General features: G+C 71.0%; 23 protein-coding genes and 3 tRNA genes. 12 read left to right on the top strand and 14 right to left on the bottom strand.

Going from position 1 to position 21,865, the window contains the following annotated elements:
- Nucleotides 1-390, bottom strand: a 390-nt coding sequence (locus tag KSO98_RS12380; RefSeq protein WP_263642692.1) for a 3-hydroxyacyl-CoA dehydrogenase NAD-binding domain-containing protein, incomplete at its 3' end; no start/stop codon positions are given.
- A gap of 71 nt (nt 391-461) precedes the next feature.
- Here KSO98_RS12380 and KSO98_RS12375 point away from each other — a divergent pair.
- On the top strand, nt 462-1,115 hold the full coding sequence (locus tag KSO98_RS12375; RefSeq protein WP_225285910.1) for a TetR/AcrR family transcriptional regulator: 654 nt from the start codon (nt 462-464) through the stop codon (nt 1,113-1,115).
- Between the two features lie 60 nt (nt 1,116-1,175).
- Here KSO98_RS12375 and KSO98_RS12370 read toward each other — a convergent pair.
- Nucleotides 1,176-1,248, bottom strand: a tRNA-Glu gene (locus KSO98_RS12370).
- Between the two features lie 91 nt (nt 1,249-1,339).
- On the opposite strand from KSO98_RS12370, the gene KSO98_RS12365 reads away from it, so the two are divergent.
- Nucleotides 1,340-2,305, top strand: coding sequence for a DUF389 domain-containing protein (locus KSO98_RS12365; RefSeq protein ID WP_225285909.1), 966 nt, complete (start codon nt 1,340-1,342; stop codon nt 2,303-2,305).
- A gap of 44 nt (nt 2,306-2,349) precedes the next feature.
- On the opposite strand, the gene KSO98_RS12360 is transcribed toward KSO98_RS12365, so the two are convergent.
- The 10 genes from KSO98_RS12360 to KSO98_RS12315 form a co-directional block, all read right to left on the bottom strand.
- Nucleotides 2,350-2,425, bottom strand: a tRNA-Glu gene (locus KSO98_RS12360).
- 39 nt (nt 2,426-2,464) lie between these two features.
- Nucleotides 2,465-2,536 (bottom strand) — tRNA-Gln (locus KSO98_RS12355).
- Nucleotides 2,537-2,589: 53 nt separating this feature from the next.
- Nucleotides 2,590-3,552: a CPBP family intramembrane glutamic endopeptidase gene (locus KSO98_RS12350; RefSeq protein ID WP_225285908.1), complete on the bottom strand. Its 963-nt coding sequence runs from the start codon at nt 3,550-3,552 to the stop codon at nt 2,590-2,592.
- Between the two features lie 5 nt (nt 3,553-3,557).
- Nucleotides 3,558-5,090 carry a glutamate--tRNA ligase gene (gene gltX, locus KSO98_RS12345; protein WP_225285907.1) on the bottom strand — a complete coding sequence of 511 codons (1,533 nt, stop codon included), beginning with the start codon at nt 5,088-5,090 and terminating at the stop codon, nt 3,558-3,560.
- A gap of 32 nt (nt 5,091-5,122) precedes the next feature.
- On the bottom strand, nt 5,123-5,938 hold the full coding sequence (locus KSO98_RS12340; protein ID WP_225285906.1) for a fumarylacetoacetate hydrolase family protein: 816 nt from the start codon (nt 5,936-5,938) through the stop codon (nt 5,123-5,125).
- A gap of 22 nt (nt 5,939-5,960) precedes the next feature.
- Nucleotides 5,961-6,446, bottom strand: coding sequence for a hypothetical protein (locus tag KSO98_RS12335; protein WP_225285905.1), 486 nt, complete (start codon nt 6,444-6,446; stop codon nt 5,961-5,963).
- The gene (locus tag KSO98_RS12330) at nt 6,443-8,776 is read right to left on the bottom strand and encodes a molybdopterin oxidoreductase family protein (protein ID WP_225285904.1); all 2,334 of its coding nucleotides are present in this window, start codon (nt 8,774-8,776) and stop codon (nt 6,443-6,445) included. The genes KSO98_RS12335 and KSO98_RS12330 overlap by 4 nt, the downstream gene beginning before the upstream one ends.
- Before the next feature lie 98 nt (nt 8,777-8,874).
- Complete coding sequence (locus tag KSO98_RS12325) at nt 8,875-9,687, bottom strand: ABC transporter permease (protein ID WP_225285903.1); 813 nt, start codon at nt 9,685-9,687, stop codon at nt 8,875-8,877.
- Between the two features lie 38 nt (nt 9,688-9,725).
- On the bottom strand, nt 9,726-10,529 hold the full coding sequence (locus tag KSO98_RS12320) for an ABC transporter ATP-binding protein (RefSeq protein WP_225285901.1): 804 nt from the start codon (nt 10,527-10,529) through the stop codon (nt 9,726-9,728).
- On the bottom strand, nt 10,526-11,602 hold the full coding sequence (locus KSO98_RS12315) for an ABC transporter substrate-binding protein (RefSeq protein ID WP_225285900.1): 1,077 nt from the start codon (nt 11,600-11,602) through the stop codon (nt 10,526-10,528). The genes KSO98_RS12320 and KSO98_RS12315 overlap by 4 nt, the downstream gene beginning before the upstream one ends.
- Nucleotides 11,603-11,742: 140 nt before the next feature.
- Here KSO98_RS12315 and KSO98_RS12310 point away from each other — a divergent pair, with 140 nt between their 5' ends.
- Nucleotides 11,743-12,540 carry a 3-methyladenine DNA glycosylase gene (locus KSO98_RS12310; RefSeq protein WP_225285899.1) on the top strand — a complete coding sequence of 266 codons (798 nt, stop codon included), beginning with the start codon at nt 11,743-11,745 and terminating at the stop codon, nt 12,538-12,540.
- A gap of 22 nt (nt 12,541-12,562) precedes the next feature.
- Entirely contained in the window at nt 12,563-13,048 is a 486-nt protein-coding gene (locus tag KSO98_RS12305) for a GNAT family N-acetyltransferase (RefSeq protein ID WP_225285898.1), read from the top strand.
- Nucleotides 13,049-13,060: 12 nt separating this feature from the next.
- Here the strand turns inward: KSO98_RS12305 and KSO98_RS12300 are convergent, their stop codons facing one another.
- The gene (locus KSO98_RS12300) at nt 13,061-13,663 is read right to left on the bottom strand and encodes an LURP-one-related family protein (RefSeq protein ID WP_225285897.1); all 603 of its coding nucleotides are present in this window, start codon (nt 13,661-13,663) and stop codon (nt 13,061-13,063) included.
- 127 nt (nt 13,664-13,790) lie between these two features.
- Between KSO98_RS12300 and bioB the strand changes: the two genes are divergently transcribed.
- The 4 genes from bioB to bioD are packed head-to-tail and all read left to right on the top strand — an operon-like array spanning nt 13,791 to nt 18,055.
- The gene (gene bioB / locus KSO98_RS12295) at nt 13,791-14,969 is read left to right on the top strand and encodes a biotin synthase BioB (RefSeq protein ID WP_225285896.1); all 1,179 of its coding nucleotides are present in this window, start codon (nt 13,791-13,793) and stop codon (nt 14,967-14,969) included.
- Between the two features lie 4 nt (nt 14,970-14,973).
- Nucleotides 14,974-16,260 (top strand): adenosylmethionine--8-amino-7-oxononanoate transaminase, encoded by a 1,287-nt coding sequence (locus KSO98_RS12290; protein WP_225285895.1) that lies wholly within the window; start codon nt 14,974-14,976, stop codon nt 16,258-16,260.
- Nucleotides 16,257-17,396, top strand: coding sequence for an 8-amino-7-oxononanoate synthase (locus KSO98_RS12285; RefSeq protein WP_225285894.1), 1,140 nt, complete (start codon nt 16,257-16,259; stop codon nt 17,394-17,396). Before KSO98_RS12290 ends, KSO98_RS12285 begins: the two co-directional genes overlap by 4 nt.
- Nucleotides 17,393-18,055: a dethiobiotin synthase gene (gene bioD / locus KSO98_RS12280; protein WP_225285893.1), complete on the top strand. Its 663-nt coding sequence runs from the start codon at nt 17,393-17,395 to the stop codon at nt 18,053-18,055. The genes KSO98_RS12285 and bioD overlap by 4 nt, the downstream gene beginning before the upstream one ends.
- Before the next feature lie 3 nt (nt 18,056-18,058).
- On the opposite strand, the gene KSO98_RS12275 is transcribed toward bioD, so the two are convergent.
- On the bottom strand, nt 18,059-18,619 hold the full coding sequence (locus tag KSO98_RS12275) for a TetR family transcriptional regulator (protein WP_225285892.1): 561 nt from the start codon (nt 18,617-18,619) through the stop codon (nt 18,059-18,061).
- 93 nt (nt 18,620-18,712) lie between these two features.
- On the opposite strand from KSO98_RS12275, the gene KSO98_RS12270 reads away from it, so the two are divergent.
- From KSO98_RS12270 to KSO98_RS12255, 4 genes are read left to right on the top strand one after another with little or no spacing between them, the layout of a single operon-like run.
- Nucleotides 18,713-19,351 (top strand): biotin transporter BioY, encoded by a 639-nt coding sequence (locus KSO98_RS12270; protein ID WP_225285890.1) that lies wholly within the window; start codon nt 18,713-18,715, stop codon nt 19,349-19,351.
- Nucleotides 19,348-20,043, top strand: coding sequence for an energy-coupling factor ABC transporter ATP-binding protein (locus KSO98_RS12265; RefSeq protein WP_225285889.1), 696 nt, complete (start codon nt 19,348-19,350; stop codon nt 20,041-20,043). Before KSO98_RS12270 ends, KSO98_RS12265 begins: the two co-directional genes overlap by 4 nt.
- A complete protein-coding gene (locus KSO98_RS12260) occupies nt 20,040-20,645 on the top strand; it encodes an energy-coupling factor transporter transmembrane component T family protein (RefSeq protein WP_225285888.1) in 606 nt (201 codons plus the stop codon). Before KSO98_RS12265 ends, KSO98_RS12260 begins: the two co-directional genes overlap by 4 nt.
- Nucleotides 20,646-20,661: 16 nt before the next feature.
- Nucleotides 20,662-21,819 (top strand): GGDEF domain-containing protein, encoded by a 1,158-nt coding sequence (locus KSO98_RS12255; RefSeq protein WP_225285887.1) that lies wholly within the window; start codon nt 20,662-20,664, stop codon nt 21,817-21,819.
- Nucleotides 21,820-21,865: the final 46 nt, after the last annotated feature.

Below are 21,865 nucleotides of genomic sequence, written 5' to 3'. Positions count from 1 at the left end.
CCCCGAGACCGCGCCGAGCTTCACGATCGGGATCGAGGAGGTGTTCGACGTCAAGATCGCCTCGTCCTTCTCCAGGATCGCGCCGATGCGCTGGAACAGCTCGAGCTTCACGTGCTCCCGCTCCGAGGCGGCCTCGACCACCAGATCACGATCGGCCAACGCCTCCAGATCGGTCGCCACCCGCAACCGGCCCCGGATCGCCTCCAGCTCGACCTGATCGATCTTGCCGCGGCTCAGCGCACGCTCCAGCGAGGCATCGATCCGCGCCCGCGCCGCATCCGCCGCCTCCTGCCCGACCTCGACGACGACGGTGTCCAGACCCGCCTTCGCCGTCACCTCCGCGATGCCCGACCCCATCAAGCCGCCCCCGACGACTCCGACCTTCTTCATGCTGACTCCTTCGCTACGGTACTTAGTACCGTACTAGCGGAACTTCGTCCCGTCGAAGTAGGGTCCCCTCCATGCCGACCACGACCCGCGAGCGCCTGATCGTGGCTGCCTTCGATCTCTTCGCCAGCCAGGGGTACGACGCGACCACCGTCGACCAGATCGCCGCGCACGCCGGCGTCGGCCGTACGACGTTCTTCCGCAACTTCGCCAGCAAAGAGGACGTGCTCTTCCCCCACCACGACGACGTGCTGCGCGAGGTCGACGCGCGCCTGGCCACGGCGACGCCGACGACCCGCTCGAGCGCCCTGCGCGAGGGTGCCCGGATCGTGCTGGACCACTACCTCGACGAGGGCGATGCCGCCCGCCGACGCTACCGGCTGACGAGCACCGTGCCCGCGGTCCGCGAGCGGGAGATGGCGGCGGTCCACCGCTACCAGCGTCTGTTCGCCCGCCACCTCGCCGGCTGGCTCGCCGAGGAGGAGGACGGACCCCTGCGCGCCGAGCTGACCGCGGCCGCGATCATCACGGCGCACAACCACGTGCTGCGCAACTGGCTGCGCGACGACCGCGCCGACCTCATCGAGGAGTTCGAGCACGCCATCGGCATCGCCCTCGAGATGCTGGGGGCCAGCCCTCCCACGCGGACGACGGTGGTGGTCACGGGCGGGGGCGACGTCGAGACGATCCTGCGGGACGTGCGCGAGGCGCTCACCCGCGCGCCGTAGGACGAGGCGCCGCGAACGCGAAGAGCCCCGGTGCCAAGCACCGGGGCTCTTCCTGCGTTGTACCCCCGACCGGATTTGAACCGGCGTTACCGCCGTGAGAGGGCGACGTCCTAGGCCGCTAGACGACGGGGGCTTGCAGTGCTGGCCAACCGGCCAACGAGGAGAAACCCTAATGGAAGCAGTCTCCGCGAGCCGAATCGGCGTGGCCTTGCGAGACTCTCCCCATGCAGCATCTGCGGATCAGCTCCCCCGCCTCGCTCACCGACGCGGTCCTGGCTGCGCTCGGCCCGGATCCGGCGGTGACCAACCTGACGTGCGTGCGTGGCGCGTGCCTCGACCCGGCCCTCGAGGCGGTCGGCGACCTGGTGGAGGCCGACGTCGCCCGGGAGGGCGCGGACGACGCGATCGCCCGCCTGCGCGCCACCGGCGTGCACCAGCAGGGCACGATCCACCTCACCGCGGTCCCGACCTGGCTCTCGCGCGCCGGGCGGGACGCGGAGGACATCACCCCCGGCGCCTCCCCCGACTCGGTCATCTGGGCCGACGTCACCCAGCGCGCCTATGAGGAGTCGGAGCCGAACTGGACGTACTTCACGTTCATGATCCTGGCGACCCTCATCGCCAGCATCGCGATCGTGCTGGACTCCCAGGTGCTGGTGATCGGCGCGATGGTGCTGGGCCCGGAGTTCATCCCGATCGCCGCGCTGGGGCTCGCGCTGGTGCGACGCCGGCGCACGCTCTTCTGGTACGCCGGGCGCACCCTCGTCCTCGGCTTCCTGGCCGCGATCGCCGCCGCCACGGCGGCCGCCCTGCTGGGGCGCGCGCTCGGCTGGATCGACGTCGGCGCGATCACCGCGGCGCGCCCCGAGACGTCGTTCATCTACCGCCCTGACCGCTGGTCGCTCGTGGTGGCGGTCGTCGCCGCGATCGCCGGGGTGCTGTCGCTGACCTCGGCGAAGGTGGGCGGACTCTCCGGCGTCTTCATCTCGGTCACCACCATCCCCGCCGCGGGCAACATCGCGCTGGGCCTCGCACTCGGGGCGGGCAACGAGGTCCGCGGCAGTGCGCTGCAGCTGCTCGTCAACATCTGCGGCATGGCAGTGGCGGGCTGGCTGACGCTGGCCGCGAAGCATGCGATCTCGGCGCGCACGTCCTCCCGCCGTCGATGGCGGCGACCTGCCTACGAGTGAGAACGCGAGAAGCCCCGGTGCTCAGCACCGGGGCCTCTCCTGCGTGGTACCCCCGACCGGATTTGAACCGGCGTTACCGCCGTGAGAGGGCGACGTCCTAGGCCGCTAGACGACGGGGGCTTGCAGTGGCTCCCCGCCTGCGAACAGGCGGGGAATCCGCTGGGATACTAGGACTCGAACCTAGAATGACGGAATCAGAATCCGTAGTGTTGCCAATTACACCATATCCCATTGACTTACTAGTCAAGGCGCCTTCCACCGGAGCGGTTGGCGCGGTGAAAACACTACACGGACGTTCCCGCGCGTACGAAATCGGGCGCGCCCGTACGGGTCTCGAGGCCCTGGCGGCGCGCCGCGACCAGCACCAGGCCGAGGAAGACCAGCGACTGGGTGAGCGTCACCGGGATCTGCCACCAGCTGCCGGTGGAGGCGTTGAGCGTCGCGCTGATGTCGCCGTAGACCAGGGCCAGACCGAACGCGACGAAGTTGTTGAGCACGTGCATCGCGATGCCGGCCTCGAGCCCTCCGGTGAGGACCACGAGCACGCCGGCGACCAGGCCGAAGGCGAACCGGTCGAAGAAGACCGGCACGTCCTGGACGCCGTGTGCGAGCGCGAACAGGAACGCCGGGATCACGACGGCGGCCCAGCGGGCCCGGAAGATCCCGCCGAAGGCCTGGGTGAGGTAGCCACGGAACGCGTACTCCTCCCCCGCTGCCTGCAGCGGCGTGAGGAAGAGGATGACGAGCAGGTAGTCGCGCATGGTCGAGGACCACGGGTTGACCGAGCTGCCGACCTTCGCGTTGTCGGGCCCCTGGGCGGGCAGCACCGCGGAGACGATCAGGGTCGCGATGAGCGCCACCACGGCGATCCCGAGGCAGGTGGCGAGCCAGCGCCACCGGACCCGTGCCCGTACGGACATCAGCCAGCCGGGACGCAGGTGGTGGACCGCCCAGTTGACCAGCATCGCGACCGGGATCGCCGCGGCCAGTGACAGGTTGAGGAACGCCAGCCCCGCCGGGGTGAGGTTCTCGGTGTCGGCGACCCGGTCGAGTGCCACCGAGACGTCGTCGCCGGCGAGCGCGTAGCCGAGCGCGAAGAGCCCCTCCAGCACGAGCTGGGCGACGACGAGCGTCAGGACCAGCAGCGCGAAGACACCCAGGAGCGCGCGGGCGGTGCCGGTCCGGCCACCACGGTGCAGCTGGTGGTAGGCCAGACCGCGGCCGGGCTCCTGGGTGTGGTGCCTCACGGGACTCAGCTCAGGGCGCCCTGGAGGCGGCCCAGGGACCGCTCCCGGCCGAGCAGCTCGAGCGACTCGAAGAGCGGCGGGCTGACCCTGCGGCCGGTCGCGGCGACGCGGACGGCACCGAAGGCGACACGCGGCTTGAGGCCCATCTCCTCGACCAGCGCCTGGGTCAGGGCGTCGCTGATCTGCGCGGCGCTCCAGACCTCGAGGGAGCGCAGCGCGTCGTACGCGGCCTGCAGGACGGCCTGGCCCTCGTCGCTGTCGACCATTTTCGCCTTGTCGGCCTCGTCGAGGACGAAGTCGGCCTCCGGCACGAAGAGGAAGTGCAGCAGGTCGCCGACCTCGGTCAGCTTGCTGACCCGCTCGGCGACGAACGGCATCGCGAGCTCCAGCAGCTGCGCGTCGGCATCGGAGACGGGATCGCTGATCACGCCGTCGCGCTTGAGGTACGGCAGCGCGCGGTCGGTGATCTCCTCGACCGAGAGCTGGTGCACGTGGGTGGCGTTGATCGCCTCGCACTTCTTGAGGTCGAACTTCGCGGGGTTGGCGTTGACGTCCTTGATGTCGAACGCCTCGACCATCTCCTCCAGGGAGAAGATGTCGCGGTCCGCGGCGATCGACCAACCGAGCAGCGCCAGGTAGTTGAGCAGGCCCTCGGGGACGAAGCCCTGGTCGCGGTAGGCCAGCGCGTGCGCCTCCGGGTCGCGCTTGGAGAGCTTCTTGTTGCCCTCGCCCATCACGTACGGGAGGTGGCCGAACTCCGGCGTCGCCTTGGCGATGCCGACCTCCTTGAGCGCCTCGTACAGCGCGATCTGACGCGGCGTGCTGGAGAGCAGGTCCTCGCCGCGCAGCACGTGGGTGATCTCCATCAGCGCGTCGTCGACCGGGTTGACCAGCGTGTACAGCGGGTCACCGTTGGCGCGGGCGAGCGCGAAGTCCGGGACGTGCTTGGTCTCGAAGGTGACCTCGCCGCGGACCAGGTCGTTCCAGGTGATCGACCCGTCGGGCATGCGCAGGCGCGGGACCGAGGCACGACCCTCGGCCTCGAAGGCCGCGATCTGCTCGTCGGTGAGGTCGCGGCAGAAGCCGTCGTAGCCCATGACCGGGGCCTCGGGCTTGGTGCCCTGACCACCGGCGGCGGCGAACGCGGCCTTGGCGGCGGCGTACTCCTCCTTCTTGGCCAGCGCGCGGCCCTCGGTCTCCTCGGTGGTGCAGTAGCACCGGTAGACGCGGCCGGAGCTCTGCAGCCTGGCCAGCGCGTCGGCGTAGATGTCGCCACGCTGGCTCTGGAAGTAGGGGGCGTGCGGGCCGCCGACCTCCGGGCCCTCGTCCCAGTCGAGACCGAGCCAGCGCATCAGGTCGATGATCGAGGCGAGCGACTCGTCGGTGGAGCGCTCCTTGTCGGTGTCCTCGATCCGGAAGACGAACTGGCCGCCGTGGTGGCGGGCGAAGGCCCAGTTGAAGAGGGCCGTACGGACGAGACCGACGTGCGGGCTGCCGGTCGGGCTGGGGGCCATCCGGACGCGTACGGGGGCGGACATGGGGACAGACGCAGAGTTGCTCACGGTGCTCTTCACTTCTTGACGGGGTTGGTGAGGGCGCCGAGGCGCTCGATCGAGATCTCGACCTCCTGGCCGGGCTCCATCGGCCCGACGCCGGCCGGCGTGCCGGTCAGGATGACGTCGCCGGGCAGGAGGGTCATGGCGGCGGAGACGTGGGCGATGATCGTGGGCACGTCGAAGATCAGGTCGCGGGTGTTGCCGTCCTGCTTGACCTCGCCCTCGAGGAAGGTCTGGACGCGCAGCCCGGCCTTGACCTCGTCGAGGGTCAGCTCGGTCTCGATCCAGGGGCCGAGCGGGCAGAACGTGTCGAATCCCTTGGCGCGGCTCCACTGGCCGTCGCTCTTCTGCAGGTCGCGGGCGGTGACGTCGTTGGCGATCGTCCAGCCGTAGATGACGTCCGCGGCGCGCTCGACGGGGACGTCCTTGCAGATCCGGCCGATCACGATGGCCAGCTCGCCCTCGAAGTGGACGTTCTCGCTCTGGCGCGGGTAGACGATGGGGTCGCCCGGGCCGATGACCGAGGTGTTCGGCTTGAGGAACATCAGGGGCTCGGGAGGCAGCTCCCCCGTCGCGCCGCCCATCTCGACGACATGATCGGCGTAGTTCTTGCCGATCGCGACGACCTTGCTGCGCGGGATGACCGGCGCGAGCAGACGTACGTCCGCCAGCCGGTGAGTCTGGTCCAGCGGATTGATCCCGGCGTAGATCGGGTCGCCCGCGAGCGCCACGATCTGCGCGTCGGGGTCGGGCTGGCCGTACTCGTCGAGGTCTCCGGTCACGATGCCGAAGAGCGGCTCGTCTCCTGTGGTGAATCGGGCGATGCGCACGCTGTCACCCTATCGGCGCGGCTCACCCGATGAGGATCTGAGATGCGCTCACCTTGATCGTCGCGTTGGCCCAGCGCAGCTGGCGCAGCGTCTCGGGGTGGCAGCGGCTGGTCAGGTCGAGCAGCTCCTGGTCCCGCAGCGACTGTGCGACCTGCCCCAGCATCACCCAGTCGACCGAGACTCCGGCGGCCCGGACGTGCACCTCCCGCAGGTCGACCAGGAGGACCAGCCCCACCTCGGAGCGGCGACCGAGAAGGTCCCCGGTCCGCTGTCGGACCTTCGCCAGGAGGGTGTCCGGGTCGGGCGGCTCAGGGTCGAGGTCCAGGCCGCGCTCGTGACCGATCCGGGTCAGCTCACGCAGGTGGTCGGCCGACCAGCCGGCCAGGTCACGCGCGACGTGGAAGACCTCATGGTCGGCGCGATGCCGGTCCGCGACGTGCAGGAGGAGCCCGGCCAGCCCCGCCTCGCTGTCATGCAGGTCATGCAGCAGCGCGTTGATCCGGTTCATCGGGCGACTCCCTCCACCTTCGTCACGGCGCAGGCCGCCGTCTTGAAGAGCGGCTGCTTGGAGGCGGGATCCCAGTCGGTCGCGGTGAGCTCGTTGGCCGCGCGTCCGGCACCGTCGCCGTACGCCGGGTCCGGCCGGCTCCCGCCGGAGGTGTCCCAGTAGCCGTAGTGGAACGGGAGGAAGACCACACCCTCGCGGATGCCCGCGACGCGTGCCGGGGCGAGCACGGTGCCACGCGGCGTGGTGACCCGGAGCAGGTCGCCATCGCTCCAGCCGTGGGCAGCGGCGTCGGCTGCGGAGACTTCGATCCAGACATCGGGCGCGGCCGCCTGGAGCTCGGGTGCCCGGCCGGTCTTCGTGCGGGTGTGGAAGTGATAGACGCTGCGCCCGGTGATCAGCTGCATCGGGTAGTCCTCCGACGGCATCTCGTGCGGTGGGCGATAGGCCGCCGCCTTGAGGATCGCCTTGCCGTCGGGGTTGAGGGAGCGGTACTCGACCGGCTCGACCGGGGCACCGGTCTCGAGATCCTTGCCGTAGGACTCGCAGTCGTCGGGATGAGCACGGAACGCGCCGTCGGCATAGAGCCGGGGCGTCCCATCGGGCCACTGCACGCCACCCGCGCGGAGACGCTCGTACGTGATGGCGGTGTAATCGCAGGGGCGCCCGGCGCTGCAGCGCTGCCAGGCCTCGTACGCCTCCTCCGGCGTCGTCCACGTGATCAGCGGGCCGCCGTCCTTCGTCCTGAGGTCCAGCCGACGGGCGAGGTCGAGCAGGATCTCGAGGTCGGCGCGAGCCTCACCCGGCGGCTCGACGGCCTTCTCGCACAGGTGGACGGTGCGGTCGGCGTTGGTGAAGGTGCCGGTCTTCTCGCCCCACGTCGCGCCGGGAAGGACGACGTCGGCCAGCTGTGCGGTCTCGGTCAGGAACAGGTCCTGGACGACCACGAACAGCCGCTCCTGCTCGAGGATGCTGCGGATCCGGTGCAGCTCGGGCAGCGAGACCGCGGGGTTGGTCGCGGTGATGTAGAGCGCGCCGAGGGAGCCGTTCTCCGCGTAGCGCATCATCTGCATGAGGTGGGTCGGCGGGCCCTGGTGCGGGATGCGCTGAGGCTCGACGTTCCAGATCTCGGCGAGCTCGGCGATGTGCTGGTCGTTGGCCCAGTTGCGGAACGCGGGCAGGTCGCCGTTCGCCCCGGTCTCACGGGTGTTCTCTGCGGTGGGCTGGCCGTTCATCTGCAGCATGCCGCAGCCCGGACGCCCGAGCATGCCGCGGAGGAGATGGAGGTTGTTGACCTGCACCGCGGCAGCGGTCGCGCGGTGCGATTGGTAGAAGCCCTGGAGGACGGTGGAGGTGAGCCGCTCCGCGCCACCGAGGAGCTCGGCGGCGCGGCGGATGTCGATGGGGTCGAGGCCGCAGACCTCGGCGGCCCTGTCGGGGGTGGCTGAGGCGACCTGCTTCCTCAGCTCGTCGAATCCGACGGTGTGCGCGTCGACGTAGGTGCGGTCGACCCAGTCGTGCGCGATGAGCTCGTGCAGCAGCGCGTTCATCAGCATCAGGTTGGTGCCGGGGCGGGGTGCGAGGTGGAGCGCCGCGTGCTCGGCGACCGGGGTGCGGCGCGGGTCGACACACAGGATCCTCGGCGGGTTGGGCCCGGCGAGCCGATCGAGGATCCGGCTCCACAACACGGTCTGGGTGGCGGCCACGTTGTGGCCGAAGAGGGCGATCACGTCGGCGTGGTCGATGTCCTCGTACGAGCCGGGCTGGCCGTCGCAGCCGAACGACTCCTTGAGCGCCTCGCCGGCCGTCGCGGTGCACAGCCGGGTGTTGCCGTCGACATGTGGGGTGCCGATGCCGCCGTGGGCCAGGACGGCGATCGTGTAGCTCTCCTCGAGGAAGAGCTGGCCGCTGGTGTAGAAGCCGATCGAGCCGGGGCCGCGGGTGTCGAGGAGATCGCGCAGGTGCTCGGCGACCGTGCTCATCGCGGTCTCCCAGTCGGTCTCGACGAGCTGGCCGTCGCGGCGGATCAGTGGCCGGGTGAGCCGGTCCGGGCTGTGGTTGGCCTGCCAGCCGAACAGGTCCTTCGGGCCGAGCCGGCCGCGGTTGACCCGGTCGCCGTGGCGGCCGCGGACCCCGACGATCCGTCCTTCCTTGACCGCGATCTCCATCGCGTCGCCGTTGGAGTGCAGCAGCGACGCGGCCGGCACCCAACGGTCCACCGAGTCAGCGGTGACGCCGTCGGCCAGCTGCTGATCGACCCGTACGGGCCACGGCTCCCCGGGCCCGTACGGGGTGCGGGCTCCCCAGGGATCGGCGATGCGCGGGTGTGCCATGTCGGTCCCAGTAACCCGGCGCGCAGGGAGTCATGAGGGCTTCACGACAACCGCACCGTTCGGACCGGTGAGCGGGAGGGGTGTTCCTTGTCGGCGGCTCAGCGGCGAGTGGGATCGATCCCGCGGTGGAGGAGCCGCAGCAGGCTGTCGAGCACGATGCCCAGCAGCGAGATGGAGACGATCCCGCTGAGCACGAGCGAGGTCTGGAGGTTCACCCCTGCGTTGTTGATCAGGTAGCCGAGCCCGCTGGTCGAGGCGATGAGCTCGACGGCGACGATGCTCGTCCAGGCACCGCCCATCGCCAGCCGGGCCCCGGTGATGATGCCGGGCAGCGCGCTGCGCAGCCGGACGGTCAGCAGCGACCACAGCGGTGAGGCGCCGAGACTGCGGCTCGCCTGCACCAGCTCCTTGGGCACCGCGTCGAGCGCGGTGACGGTGGCGATGATCATGACCGGGACGACGCCGACCAGGATCAGCACGAACTTCGGCGTCTCACCGATGCCGAACCAGATGATGAAGAGCGGGATGAAGGCGAGCGGAGGCAGGGGCCGGCTCAGCTCGATCAGCGGGTCGATCAGGTAGCGGACGACCGACGCGCTGGCCATCAGACCCCCGATCGCCACGCCGATCACAACGCCCGCGCCCCAGCCCACGCCGATCCGCGCGAGGCTGACCAGGGCGTGCTGCCACAAGGTGTGGCCGGCCGCGGGGTACGGGGTGCGCAGATAGTCCCAGAACGTGCGTGCGGTGGCCGGCACCGTCGGCATCAGGACCGGGTCGCCCTTGAGCCGGGCGAACAGCTCCCAGGCGGCGAGCACCAGCACGATGCCGCCCAGGCCCCAGCCGATCCGGCTGAGCCGGACGGCTGAGGGCCGCTGGCGCGGGCGGCCGAGTTCGTCGCTCCCGGCCATGGTCGCGGACCTGGCGGGGGCAGAAGTCGGAGAGGACGTCACCGGTGACCTTCTTCCAGTGCTTCGCGCACCTGGCGCTTGAGATGGGCGAACGCCAGGGTGTCGGTGAGCGCGACGTCGCGCGGGCGCGGCAGATCGACCGGGAAGACGGCCCTGGTCTGGCCCGGGGAGCCGGACATCACGCAGATCCGGTCGCCGAGCAGGACCGCCTCCTCCACATCGTGGGTGACGAAGACGATCGTGGTCCGGTCGCGCTCCCACAGCTCGAGCAGGAAGCGCTGCATGGCGAGCCTGGTGATGGCATCGAGCGCGCCGAAGGGCTCATCCATCAGCAGCAGCCTGGGCTTGTTGATCAGCACCCGGGCGAACGCCGCGCGGTGCCGCATGCCACCGGAGAGCTCGTGCGGGTAGGCATGCATCGCGCTGCCGAGGCCGACGGTCTCGAGCAGCTCGACCGCTCGCTCCCGGATCTCGGTGGTGAGCTCGTGACGGGCTCGGGGGCCGTACAGCACGTTGTCGAGGACCGTCAGCCACGGGAAGAGCATCGGCGTCTGGAACAGGACACCGCGGTCGGGTCCCGGACCGCTCACCCGGTCGCCGGCGACGACGACCTCGCCCCGATCGGGCGTCTCGAAGCCCGCGAGGAGGTTGAGGAGCGTCGACTTGCCGCAACCGGAGGGACCGAGCAGGCAGAGGAACTCGCCCTCCCTCACCTCGAGGTCGAACCCGTCCAGAGCGCGCCGCGCGGCGGCGCCACGGCGGCGGCCGGCGAAGGCCTTCTCCACCCCGACGATGCGAACGGCGGCCGTGGTGCCGGTGTCGGGTGCTGCCGTGGCGGTCACTTGTCGCATCCGTCCTTGATGGCCTGCTTGACGTAGGTGTCGTCGAGCGCGGAGGCGATCTGGTCCGCGGTCGGGAGCGTGGTGACCCGTCCCTGGTCCTTGAGGAACTGGGCGGTCAAGGCGTAGGCCTTGGCGATCTGTCCGTCCTTGACGTCACCGGAGGGCCCGTCGAACCAGGACAGCTCGTCCTTGCCCGAGACCCACGGGATGACCTTGGTGGCAGCAGCCGCGTCCTCCGGAGTCGCGCCGACGGTCCCAGCGGCGGCCTTGATGTACGTGTCGGCGTCAGACCCTGCGGCGAGGGTCTCGGCACGCATCGTCTGGCAGACGACCTGCTGGACGACGTCGGGATGGTCGGCGGCGTACTCGTCGGTCACCGCCAGGACGTTGAGCGAGGGGAAGCCGAGCTTGGCGATCTCCTCTGCGGTCACGACCGAGCGCCCCTGGGCGTTCTTCTTGAGGTCGAGCGCCTGGGCGATCTCGACGTACCCCGCGTCGATCCGGTGGGCCTTGAAGGCCGCGGCGACGGCGGCCTCGCTGGGGAAGCCGACCACCTTGACCTTGTCCGTCAGGCCCTGCTTCGAGAGCCAGCCCCGGATCTCGAAGTCCTCCGAGGAGCCCTGCAGGTCACCGATGGTCTTGCCGGCGAGCTCGTCGTTGCTCGTGATGTCCGGCCCGACGATGAGCTGAGCGGCGTCGAAGTACTCGGCGTAGATCACCTTGAGCTCGGTGCCCTGGGCGATCGAGCCGACGACCGGCGGGTTGCCCACCCCGGAGACGAACGGGAAGGCGCCACCGCGCAGCTCGGCCAGGCCTGCGACGCCCGAGTCGATCGGCGTCAGCTTGAAGGCGCCGTCGATCTCCCGGGCCAGGCTGTCATTGCCGGCGACGAGGACCTCAGGACCGAGTGTGGCGCTCTGGAAGTACCCGACCCCGATGCTCGAGGCCTTGCCGCCCGAGCCGCCCGAGCCCGCGGCTCCGTTGGCCACCGTCGTTGCGGAGGTGCCGCAGCCGGCGAGCGCCGCGGCCACGGTGAGAGCCACGGCAGGCAGCAGCAGGGACTTGATCGACATGGGTGGACTCCTCGTGCAATGGGTCGTGGAGGCAGGCGCCTTCCTTCAAATCGTAGTAAACCACACTACTTAATGCACTTAAGACGGTGGTCCGCTTGGCGGATGCCTGCCACGACCGCCGAGCGATCTACGCTGGCGCGGTGGAGCAGGCGGTGATGACGCACGAGGAGCGTGCCGAGACACACCGGGCCCGACTGAGCCCGTACGTGGCGCCGCATCTGGCGCGTCGCGAGGCCGGGATCAAGCACCCGGTGCACGACTTCCTCTTCGTGTACTACAACTTCCGGCCCGCGCAGCTGCTCGCCTGGTCGCCCGGCGCCGAGATCCTGCCCGAGAGCAAGCGGGTCCTGGTCTCGACGCTCCTGCGGCTGCTGCGCGCCACCGCCGGACGGACCGGGAACTTCGGCTGCTTCGGGCTGCACGAGTGGGCGATGGTCTATCGCTCGGACGAGAACCGGCACCCGCAGCCCCTGCGCCTCGGCGGCACCGCGACCGACGAGGTCGTCGAGACGCACCGGATCGCCTGCTCGCACTTCGACGCGTACCGCTTCTTCACCGCCGACGCCCGGGAGCTGAACACGCTCCGCCCCGGCTCCGGGGACCGCGCGGAGTTCGAGCAGCCCGCCTGCCTGCACGGCGGGATGGACCTCTACGGCAAGGTCGCCACCCGCCTGGCCGGACTCATCCCCAGCGACCTGATCGCCGACGCCTTCGAGCTCGCCTGGGACATCCGCATCCTCGACATGCGCGCCGCGCCGTACGACATGACCGGCGTGCGTCTCGACCCCACCGGCGAGGAGTGGACGCCGGTCCGGATCGAGACGCCCGAGGGCAAGCAGGAGTACGCGCGCCAACAGCGCGCCTTCGCCGAGCGCGGCGCACCCGTCCGGGAGCGGCTCATCGAGGAGTGCGAGCGCCTCCTCGCCACCGCTCCGTAGCCGATTCGGCAGAATCACCCCCATGCCCGACTCGCGCATCCGCCGCATCCAGCCCGCCGACGTCCCCGCCGCCGTCGCCCTCGTCCACGAGCTCGCGGAGTACGAGAAGGAGCCGGAGTCATGCCTCCTCACCCAGGAGCAGCTCACCCGCGCGCTGTTCGGCGAGAGTCCGAAGCTCTTCGGCCACGTCGCCCTCGACGACGAGGGACGCGTCGTCGGGATCGCGCTGTGGTTCCTCAGCTTCTCCACCTGGCGCGGCGAGCACGGGATCTACCTCGAGGACCTCTACGTCTCACCGGGCGAGCGCGGCTCCGGGCTCGGCCGCGCCCTGCTGCAGGCCTTGGCCGAGGAGTGCCTCACCCACGGCTACGCCCGCCTGGAGTGGTCGGTCCTCGACTGGAACGACCCGGCGATCGGGTTCTACCGATCGCTCGGCGCGATCGCGATGGACGAGTGGACCGTCAACCGCGTCGACGGCGACGCCCTCGCCACGCTCGGCCGGGGCTGACGCCCCGACCTGTCAGCGTGACTGGAGGGCATCCAGCCCGACACACATCGCCGTGAGCACCCGTACGTCGACGGCCTCCGCCGCCTCGTCGGTCAGCAGGAGCGTGTAGTGGTCGCGGAAGAGCGTCGTCTTCACGTACTTCCCGACCTTGGCGCCGGAGGCATCGATGAAGTCGAAGTGGTAGCGGAAGAACACCAGGAACAGCTCGAAGAGATCGCCGACGAACGGGATGAAGCCGGCGTAGCGGCGCAGCGCGGCCAGCGTCCGGTTGCTCTCCGTGACGCCGAGGACCACGGCGCCCTCGGCGTCGAGGATCTCCCAGCTGCTGGCCAGCAGCGATTTGCGGAACGACTTGCGCAGGGCGCCGAGCGGAGTGCCCTGCGCGTCCTCCACGAAGTAGCGCCCGTGTACGTCGAGAACCTTCTCGGCGCGCATCGTGAAGGCGAGCGCCGCCTTCGACTCGTCGGGGTAGAAGCTCAGCTTCTCCTTGAACTTGAAGCGCTTCTGCTGCGCGAAGGCGACCATCTGGGCCCGCTCACCGTCCACGGCGCCATAGACGCGGTACTTGTTGACGACGGCGGTCAGCTTCTGCTCGACGAAGAGGCGTGGTTTCACTCGCGGCAGGCTACAGGCGCGGGCGCGCCCTCGTCGGAACGTCCGAGGTCGTAGTCGACACACACGGCAAAGCGGCCTAACCTGAACACCGTTCAGCAACATGAACACCGTTCAGGTAGGAGCCGACATGACCGACTTCAACGCCCTCGCCGAGCGCATCCTCGCCGGCGGAAGCGCGACCGAGGCCGACGCCCTCGAAGTCCTCCAGGCCGAGGACTTCGAGCTGATGGGCCTGGTCGCCGCGGCCGGGCGGCTTCGGCGCCAGCACTTCGGCAACACCGTCAAGGTGAACTACCTCGTCAACCTTAAGTCCGGCCTGTGCCCGGAGAACTGCAACTACTGCAGCCAGGCGCGCGGCTCCGAGGCGCCGATCCTCAAGTACTCCTACCTCTCCAAGGACGAGACGCTCAAGCAGGCCGGAGTCGGCCTCAAGGGCGGCGCCACCCGCGTCTGCATGGTCTCCTCGGGCCGCGGGCCGTCCGATCGCGACATCGACAAGGTCGTCGAGATGACCGAGGCGATCAAGGACGAGTACGAGGGCGCGGAGATCTGCGCCTGCCTCGGGCTGCTGAAGGACGGCCAGGCCGAGCGGCTCAAGGCGGCCGGCGTGGACGCGTACAACCACAACATCAACACCGCCGAGTCCAACCACGACAACATCGTCCAGACCCACACGTACGAGGACCGCGTCGACACGATCGGCAAGGCCAAGTCGGCCGGGCTCTCCCCTTGCTCCGGTCTCATCGCGGGACTCGGCGAGACCGACGAGCAGCTGGTCGAGGCCCTCTTCGCGCTCAAGGCGCTCGGGTCCGAGTCGATCCCGGTCAACTTCCTGATGCCCTTCGACGGCACCCCGTACGAGAACACCTGGGAGCTCTCCCCCACGCGCTGCGTGAAGATCCTGGCGATGGCGCGCTTCGTCGCACCCGACAAGGAGATCCGCATCGCCGGCGGGCGGGAGATGCACCTGCGCTCGATGCAGGCCACCGCACTGCACGTCGCCAACTCGATCTTCCTGGGCGACTACCTCACCTCCGAGGGCCAGGACGCCCGCGCCGACCTGGAGATGCTGCGCGACAACGGCTTCTCGATCCTTGGCATGGACGACGATGCCTTCGACGAGCTGATCGCATCGGCGGCCGCCGCCTCGACGCAGCACGCCCACGCGCACGGAGCCGCGACCACCCCGTGCGGCTCGTCGGCCGGCACCGGGTGTGGCGACGGCTGCGGCGGCTGTTCCATCGCGGAGGCGAAGCCGGTGCCGCGCAAGCGGGGCGCCGGCACCGCCGTCCCCGCCAACGCGTGAGCCGATGACCGCACCGGACCCCGCTGCCGAGCTGCTCGCGTACGACCGCGAGCACCTCTGGCACCCGTACACCTCGATGACCGCGCCCACGCCGGTGCGTCTCGTCCGGAGCGCCGCCGGCGCATGCCTCGATGTCGAGGGGTACGGCGAGGTCATCGACGCGATGTCGTCGTGGTGGGCGGCGATCCACGGCTACCGCGTGCCGGACCTGGACGCCGCGATCGCGCGCCAGACCAAGCAGATGTCGCACGTGATGTTCGGCGGCCTCACCCACGCCCCGGCGATCGAGCTCGCGCAGCGGCTGGTCGAGATCACGCCCGAGGGCCTGGAGAAGGTCTTCCTTGCCGACTCCGGCTCGGTGTCGGTCGAGGTGGCGATGAAGATGGCTCTGCAGTTCCAGCTGGGGGCGGGGCGTGACGACGCCCGCCGCTTCCTGGCGCTGCACGGCGGCTACCACGGGGACACGTTCCAGCCGATGTCGGTCACCGACCCCGAGGGCGGGATGCACGCGATGTGGGCCGGCCTGCTCCCCCACCACGTCTTCGCGCCGCGGCCGCCGGCACCCGGTGACGACGCCGGGCTCGCCTCCTGGGGGGATCGGGTCCGCGACCTGGCCGACCGCAACCGCACCGAGCTCGCCGGCATCATCGTCGAGCCGCTGCTCCAGGGCGCGGGTGGCATGTGGCCGTACGACCCGCGGTGTCTCGCCGTGCTGCGCGAGGTCGCCGACGACCTGGGCCTGGTGCTGATCTTCGACGAGATCGCGACCGGGTTCGGGCGCACCGGACATCTCTTCGTCTCCGAGCTGGTCACTCCCGACATCCTCTGCGTCGGCAAGGCACTGACCGGCGGCTACCTGACGCTGGCCGCCGTGCTCACCACGGACCGGATCGCACGCGGCATCGCCGCCTCCGAGGCCGGGGTGCTGATGCACGGGCCGACCTTCATGGGCAACCCGCTCGCGTGCGCGGTCGCATCGGCGAGCATCGACCTGGTCGAGAGGCGCGACTGGGAGAGCGACGTCGAGCGGATCGGCGCGGGGCTGTCGTCGGGGCTGGAGCCGTTGCGCGGCGCCGCCGGCGTGGCGGGCGTACGGGTCCTCGGCGCCGTCGGCGTGGTGCAGCTCGACCACCCTGTCGACGTGACCCGAGCGACCGAGGCCGCACTCGAGGCGGGCGTGTGGCTGCGGCCCTTCCGCGACCTCATCTACTCGATGCCGCCGTACCTGTGCGCGCGCGAGGACATCGAGACCATCACCGGCGCCATAGCGAAGGCGGTGGCGGTCGGATGACCTCGTCATGGAGTGAGTGGCTGACCGCCCAGGCGGCCGCGCGTGAGGCCGCCGGCCTGACCCGGACGCTGCGCCCGCGCGCCAGCCAGGACACCGTGATCGACCTGGCCGGCAACGACTACCTCGGCTTCGCGCGGCACCCGGCGGTACGTGGCGCAGCCGCGGCCGCGGCCGAGGAGTGGGGTGGCGGTGCGGGCGCGTCCCGCCTGGTCACCGGCACGCTGGCGCTGCACGCCGAGCTCGAGCTCGCCCTCGCCCGGCTGATGCGGCAGCCCGCCGCGCTGGTCTTCTCCACCGGCTATCACGCCAACCTCGGCGTGGTCACGGCACTTGCGGACCGCGACACCCGAGTCATCTCGGACGCCCACGTGCACGCCTCGTTGATCGACGCCACGCGGCTCTCGCGGGCGGTGATCGAGGTGGTGCCGCACAACGACGTGGAGGCCGTGACGTCGAGGCTCGCCGCGCTCACATCCCAGCCATCGGCGCCGCGCACCCTCGTGCTGGCCGAGTCGATCTACTCCGTCCTCGGTGACGCCGCACCTCTCCGGGAGCTCGCGGCGGCGTGCGAGGAGTACGGCGCTCTGCTGGTCGTCGACGAGGCGCACGGCCTCGGGGTGCACGGCCCCGGCCTGGTGGCCCGGCTCGGGCTCGCCGGCCAGGAGCACGTCGTCGTCGCGGCGACCCTGTCCAAGGCACTGGGCAGCCAAGGAGGCGCCGTGCTCGGCTCCCCCGCGCTCATCGAGCACCTGGTCAACCGTGCCCGACCCTTCATCTTCGACACCGGCCTCGCACCTGCCGCCGCCGCCGCGGCGCTCGCCGCGACCCAGCTCATCGAGGCCCATCCCGAGCTGCCTGCGCTGATCCGCCGCCGCGTCGACGAGCTCGCAGGCCTGCTCGGCGTACCCGCCCCCGACGGCGCCGTGCTCTCGGTGCCGATGCCGTCGCCGCAGGCCGCGGTCGAGGCCGCGGCCGCCTGCGCCGAGCAGGGCGTACGGGTCGGGTGCTTCCGCCCGCCGTCGGTGCCCGACGGCATGTCGCGGCTACGGGTCACCTGCAGCGCGGGCGTCGGCGACGACGACTGGGCGCGCGCCACCCAGGTCCTGCTCGAGATCACCAAGGGCGCCGCGCGATGACCGGTGCCATCACCGTCGTCACCGGCACGAACACGGGCGTCGGCAAGACGATCGCCACCGCCGCCCTGGCCGCCCGAGCGCTCGCCGCCGGCGAGCGGATCGTCGTGGTGAAGCCGTGTCAGACGGGGACCATGGACGGGGACTCCGATGCGCGCGAGACCGCCCGCCTGACGGGCGCCGAGGTGCAGGAGTGGACCACGCTGCCCGAGCCGCTCGCACCGGACACGGCCGCCCGGCGGGCTGGGGTCGCGATCCCGCCGGTGCGTGACTATGCGGAGCGGATCGCCCGGCTGGCCGCGACCCACGACCGGGTCATCGTCGAGGGCGCCGGTGGTCTGCTCGTCCGCCTCGACACCGAGGGCGGCACGTTGCTCGACATCGCCGCTGAGACCGGGGCCGAGGTCGTCCTCGTCTGCGCCGCCGGCCTGGGCACGCTCAACCACACCGAGCTCACCGTCGCAGCGCTCCGCGCCCGCGGCATCGAGCCCGCCGGTCTTGTCCTCGGCGCCTGGCCGAGCGCGCCGGGCCTGGCCGAGTCGTGCAATCGCGACGACCTGCCGGCGCACACCGGCGTACCGCTCCTCGCCGTCATCCCGGAGGGCGCCGGCACTCTCGACCGCGAGACCTTCGCCACCGCCTCCCCGCACTGGTGGCAGTAGCTTCTACGCGGTCGGCGCGACGGCCCGCATGACCTGGATGCCGGCGATCACGATGCCCAGCCCGGTGGCGAAGTCGTCGCCGTCGCGCGGGTCGTCCTCGATCGCTCCGGCCGCGGCCGCCTGCAGGTGGGTCTGCTCGTCGACCGCGTGGCCGTAGACGAAGTGCAGCAGCGTGCGGACCGCCGTCGGGCCCAGCGCGCCGATGCCGCCCTCCTCCAACGCCGACGTCAGCAGCTCGACCGGCAATCCGGCGCCGAGGCCGAAGGCGTGCACCGTGGCGACCAGCTCGGCACCGTCACGGTAGGCCAGCAGCTGGTCGCGCAGGACCAGACAGATCGCGCCGGCCCGGTCCATCCAGTCCCCCTCACGCGGCCAGACGGCCCCAACGAGGATCTCGTCGGCCATCGCCGCCAGCAGGGTCTGCTTGTTCGCGAAGTGGTGGTAGAGAGCGGAGGGCTGGACGCCCAGCTCGGTGCCGAGGCGGCGCATGGTCAGATCGGCCAACCCGTACGTGTCGAGCGCGTCGACCGCCTTCACGACGATCTCCTCCCGGCGGTACCGCACGTGCCCCTCCCCATCTGTTCGCTCGTCCCTTTTGCCTACCTCGCGGTATCACCCTAACCTGAACACCGTTCAGCTAGTGTCAGGAGACCCCCCATGGCCCCGTCCGCGATCACGACCCGTCGCGCGTCGAACACCACCGACCTCGCGCTGATCGCGGCCTTCGCGGCCCTGGTCACGGCGTGCGCCCTGCTGCCCGCGATCGAGGTCGCCGGCCCGGTGCCGATCACGCTGCAGACCTTCGGCGTCCTGCTCTCCGGCGCGGTCCTCGGCGCGCGCCGCGGCTTCCTCGCCGTCCTGCTCTACCTGGTGCTCGGGGCCGCCGGCCTGCCGATCTTCGCCGGCGGCAGCTCCGGGATGGCTACCTTCACCGGCCCCAGCGGTGGCTACCTGATCTCGTTCCCCTTCGTGGCCGGGCTGGTCGGCCTCCTGGTCGGCGCCGCCGGCGTGCTCGCGCCGCGGCGCTCGCTGGTCACCGGCGCGCCCCTGATCTTCGTGGCCGCCATGATCGGCGTCGCGCTCAACCACGCCGCCGGCGTCGTCGGCCTGCATCTGCGCGCCGACCTGTCGTGGCGTGACTCCTGGAACATCGACAAGGTGTTCTGGCTCGGCGACTCCCTCAAGGCGGTCGCGGTTGCTCTCGTCGCGGCCGCCGTCCACCGCGCGTTCCCCGGTCTGCTCCGCAGCGGCCGGCCCACGCTCGGCGCTCCCGCGCAGGACACCGTCGACGCGTGAGCGAGCGCACCATCCGGCTCGAGCAGGTCACGGTCCGCGTCCCCGTCGCCGACGGTGACCTGCTCATCCTCGACACGACCTCCGTCGAGCTGACCGAGCAGCGCATCGCGCTGATCGGCCCCAACGGCGCCGGCAAGTCGACCCTCGCGCGCCTCGTCAACGGCCTGGCGACCGCGACCTCCGGCCGGGTGAGCGTGGACGGGCTCGACCCGAGGACCGAGGGCCGGGCCGTGCGCCGCAGAGTCGGCTTCACCTTCACCGACCCGGCGGCGCAGCTGGTCATGCCGACCGTGCTGGAGGACATCGCGCTCTCCTTGCGCCGCACGCACAAGCACCGCGCGGAGCGTGACGAGGCGGCGCGCGCCGTCCTACGCACGTACGGCCTCGAGGACCTCGCCGAGCGCAGCGTCCACGCTCTCTCCGGCGGCCAGCGCCAGCTGGTCGCGATGGCCGGTGTGCTGGCGATCGAGCCCGACATCCTGGTCGCCGACGAGCCGACCACCCTGCTCGACCTGCGCAACGCCCGGATGATCGGGGACCTGCTGCTCGGCCTGCGCCAGCGCCTGATCCTGGTCACCCACGACCTCGAGCTGGCAGCCCGCTGCGAGCGTGCCCTCTTGGTCGACGGGGGTCGCGTGGTCGCGGACGGCCCGGCCGCCGAGGTGGTCGAGCACTACCGGGCCACCGCATGATCGGCGACTACCGGCCGGGCACGACCTGGATGCACCGGCTCCCCGCGGGCACCAAGCTGGTCGCGCTCTTCGCCATCGGGATCGCGACGCTGGTCGTCCGAGGCCCGCTCGCCTCGATGGCGGCGCTCGCCGTCGCCATCGTCCTGCTGATCTGGAGCACCGGGCCGACCTCGTTCCTGGGCACCGTCCTGCGCTCGCTGCGGGGGCTGCTGATCATGGTGGCGCTGCTCTTCGCATGGCAGGCCTGGCAGAGTGGCTGGCCGCGGGCTGTCGAGACGGTCGGCGACATCCTCGCGCTGGCCCTGTTGGCGACCGTCCTGACCGTCACCACCCGGGTCGACGACCTGCTCGAGGCGATCACCGCCGGCCTGCGACCGCTGCGACGCGTCGGCCTCGACGCCGACCGGGTCGCCCTCACCTTCGCGCTGACCATCCGAGCGATCCCGGCCACGCTCGAGCTCGCCGAGGAGACCCGCCGCGCGGCCCAGGCACGCGGCCTCGAGCGCGACCCGCGGGCGCGGCTGACACCGTTCGTGATCCGGGTGGTCGCCCGCGCCCATGACACAGGGGCCGCCCTCCACGCCCGCGGCGTCGGCGACTGATTAGGCTCGGCAGCAAATGGACATCACGACGCTCCGGATCGCGTTCACCGTGGTCGCCTGCGTCCTGCTCGTCCTGTTCTACTTCGGCGCCTACCGGACGACCCGGGCCCCGTTCTCGGGCTGGTGGACGCTCTCCCTGCTCTTCTTCGGCGCCGCCACGATCTGCTACCTCGCCAACGGCACCGGTCTCGAGGTCATCGCCAACCCGCTCGGCAACGGATTCGGCGTGCTCGGCGCCGAGGCCGCCTGGTGCGCAGCCCGCTCCCTCACCGCTCCGCCGATCCCGTGGCGCCGACTGACGATCGCCCCGGTGATCGCCATCGTCGCGGGCCTGCTCGGCGACCCCGCCCACGACCGGTGGAGCGGTGGCGCGGTCTTCCTGGCGCTGATGACCGGCGTCCTGGCGGCCACCACCTGGTCTCTCCACCGTGCCGCCGCTCCCGAGCTGGGGCCCCGTCGCCTGCCGACACCGATCATCCTGGTCCGGGCGCTCGGCACGATCTCGGCGATCCTGACCGTCTTCTACGGCACGCGGACGGTGGTCTTCGTCGTTGCCGGGCCGCACAGCACCGTGTTCGAGCGCTGGTTCGACACCGCCCCCACGACGCTGCTGCTGCTCGTGCAGCTGGTCGTGGTCTCGTTCAGCATGTCCTCGCTCAGCACGGTGCAGCAGCTCGACGATCTCCACCAGCGGGCTGTCTACGACCGGCTGACCGGCCTGATGCGCCCCGAGGAGTTCCGCGACCAGGCCGCGGACATGCTGCCCCAGATGGCGCACAGCGGCGAGGTCGTGATGCTGGCGATGGCCGACCTCGACCACTTCAAGCGGATCAACGACGACCTCGGGCACGCGGTCGGCGACGAGGTGCTGCGGGCGTTTGGATGGTCGGCGCGTACGGCCCTCGGCCCGCGGGCGCTGTGCGGACGCCTCGGCGGCGAGGAGTTCGGCCTGCTCTTCCCGGCCGCCGACTTCGAGCACGCCGAGCGGCTGCTCGACACGATGAGTGTCGAGCTGCACCTCACCGCTGCATTGCCCGACGGCCGGATCCCGACCGTGAGCATCGGGCTCGTCCAGGTCGATCCCCGCGCGCCGCTGAACACCCAGCTGCAGCGCGCCGACCGCGCGCTCTACGAGGCCAAGGCCCAGGGGCGCGACCGCATCGTGCGCGCCTGATCCACGTCCTGTCCTGCCTCAGGGCGGCCGCTGGGGCCCGAGCGGC

It is taken from the genome of Nocardioides nematodiphilus (assembly GCF_020216525.1).
Taxonomy (GTDB): Bacteria; Actinomycetota; Actinomycetes; order Propionibacteriales; family Nocardioidaceae; genus Nocardioides; species Nocardioides nematodiphilus.
This window is presented reverse-complemented; position numbering and strand designations above follow the sequence as displayed.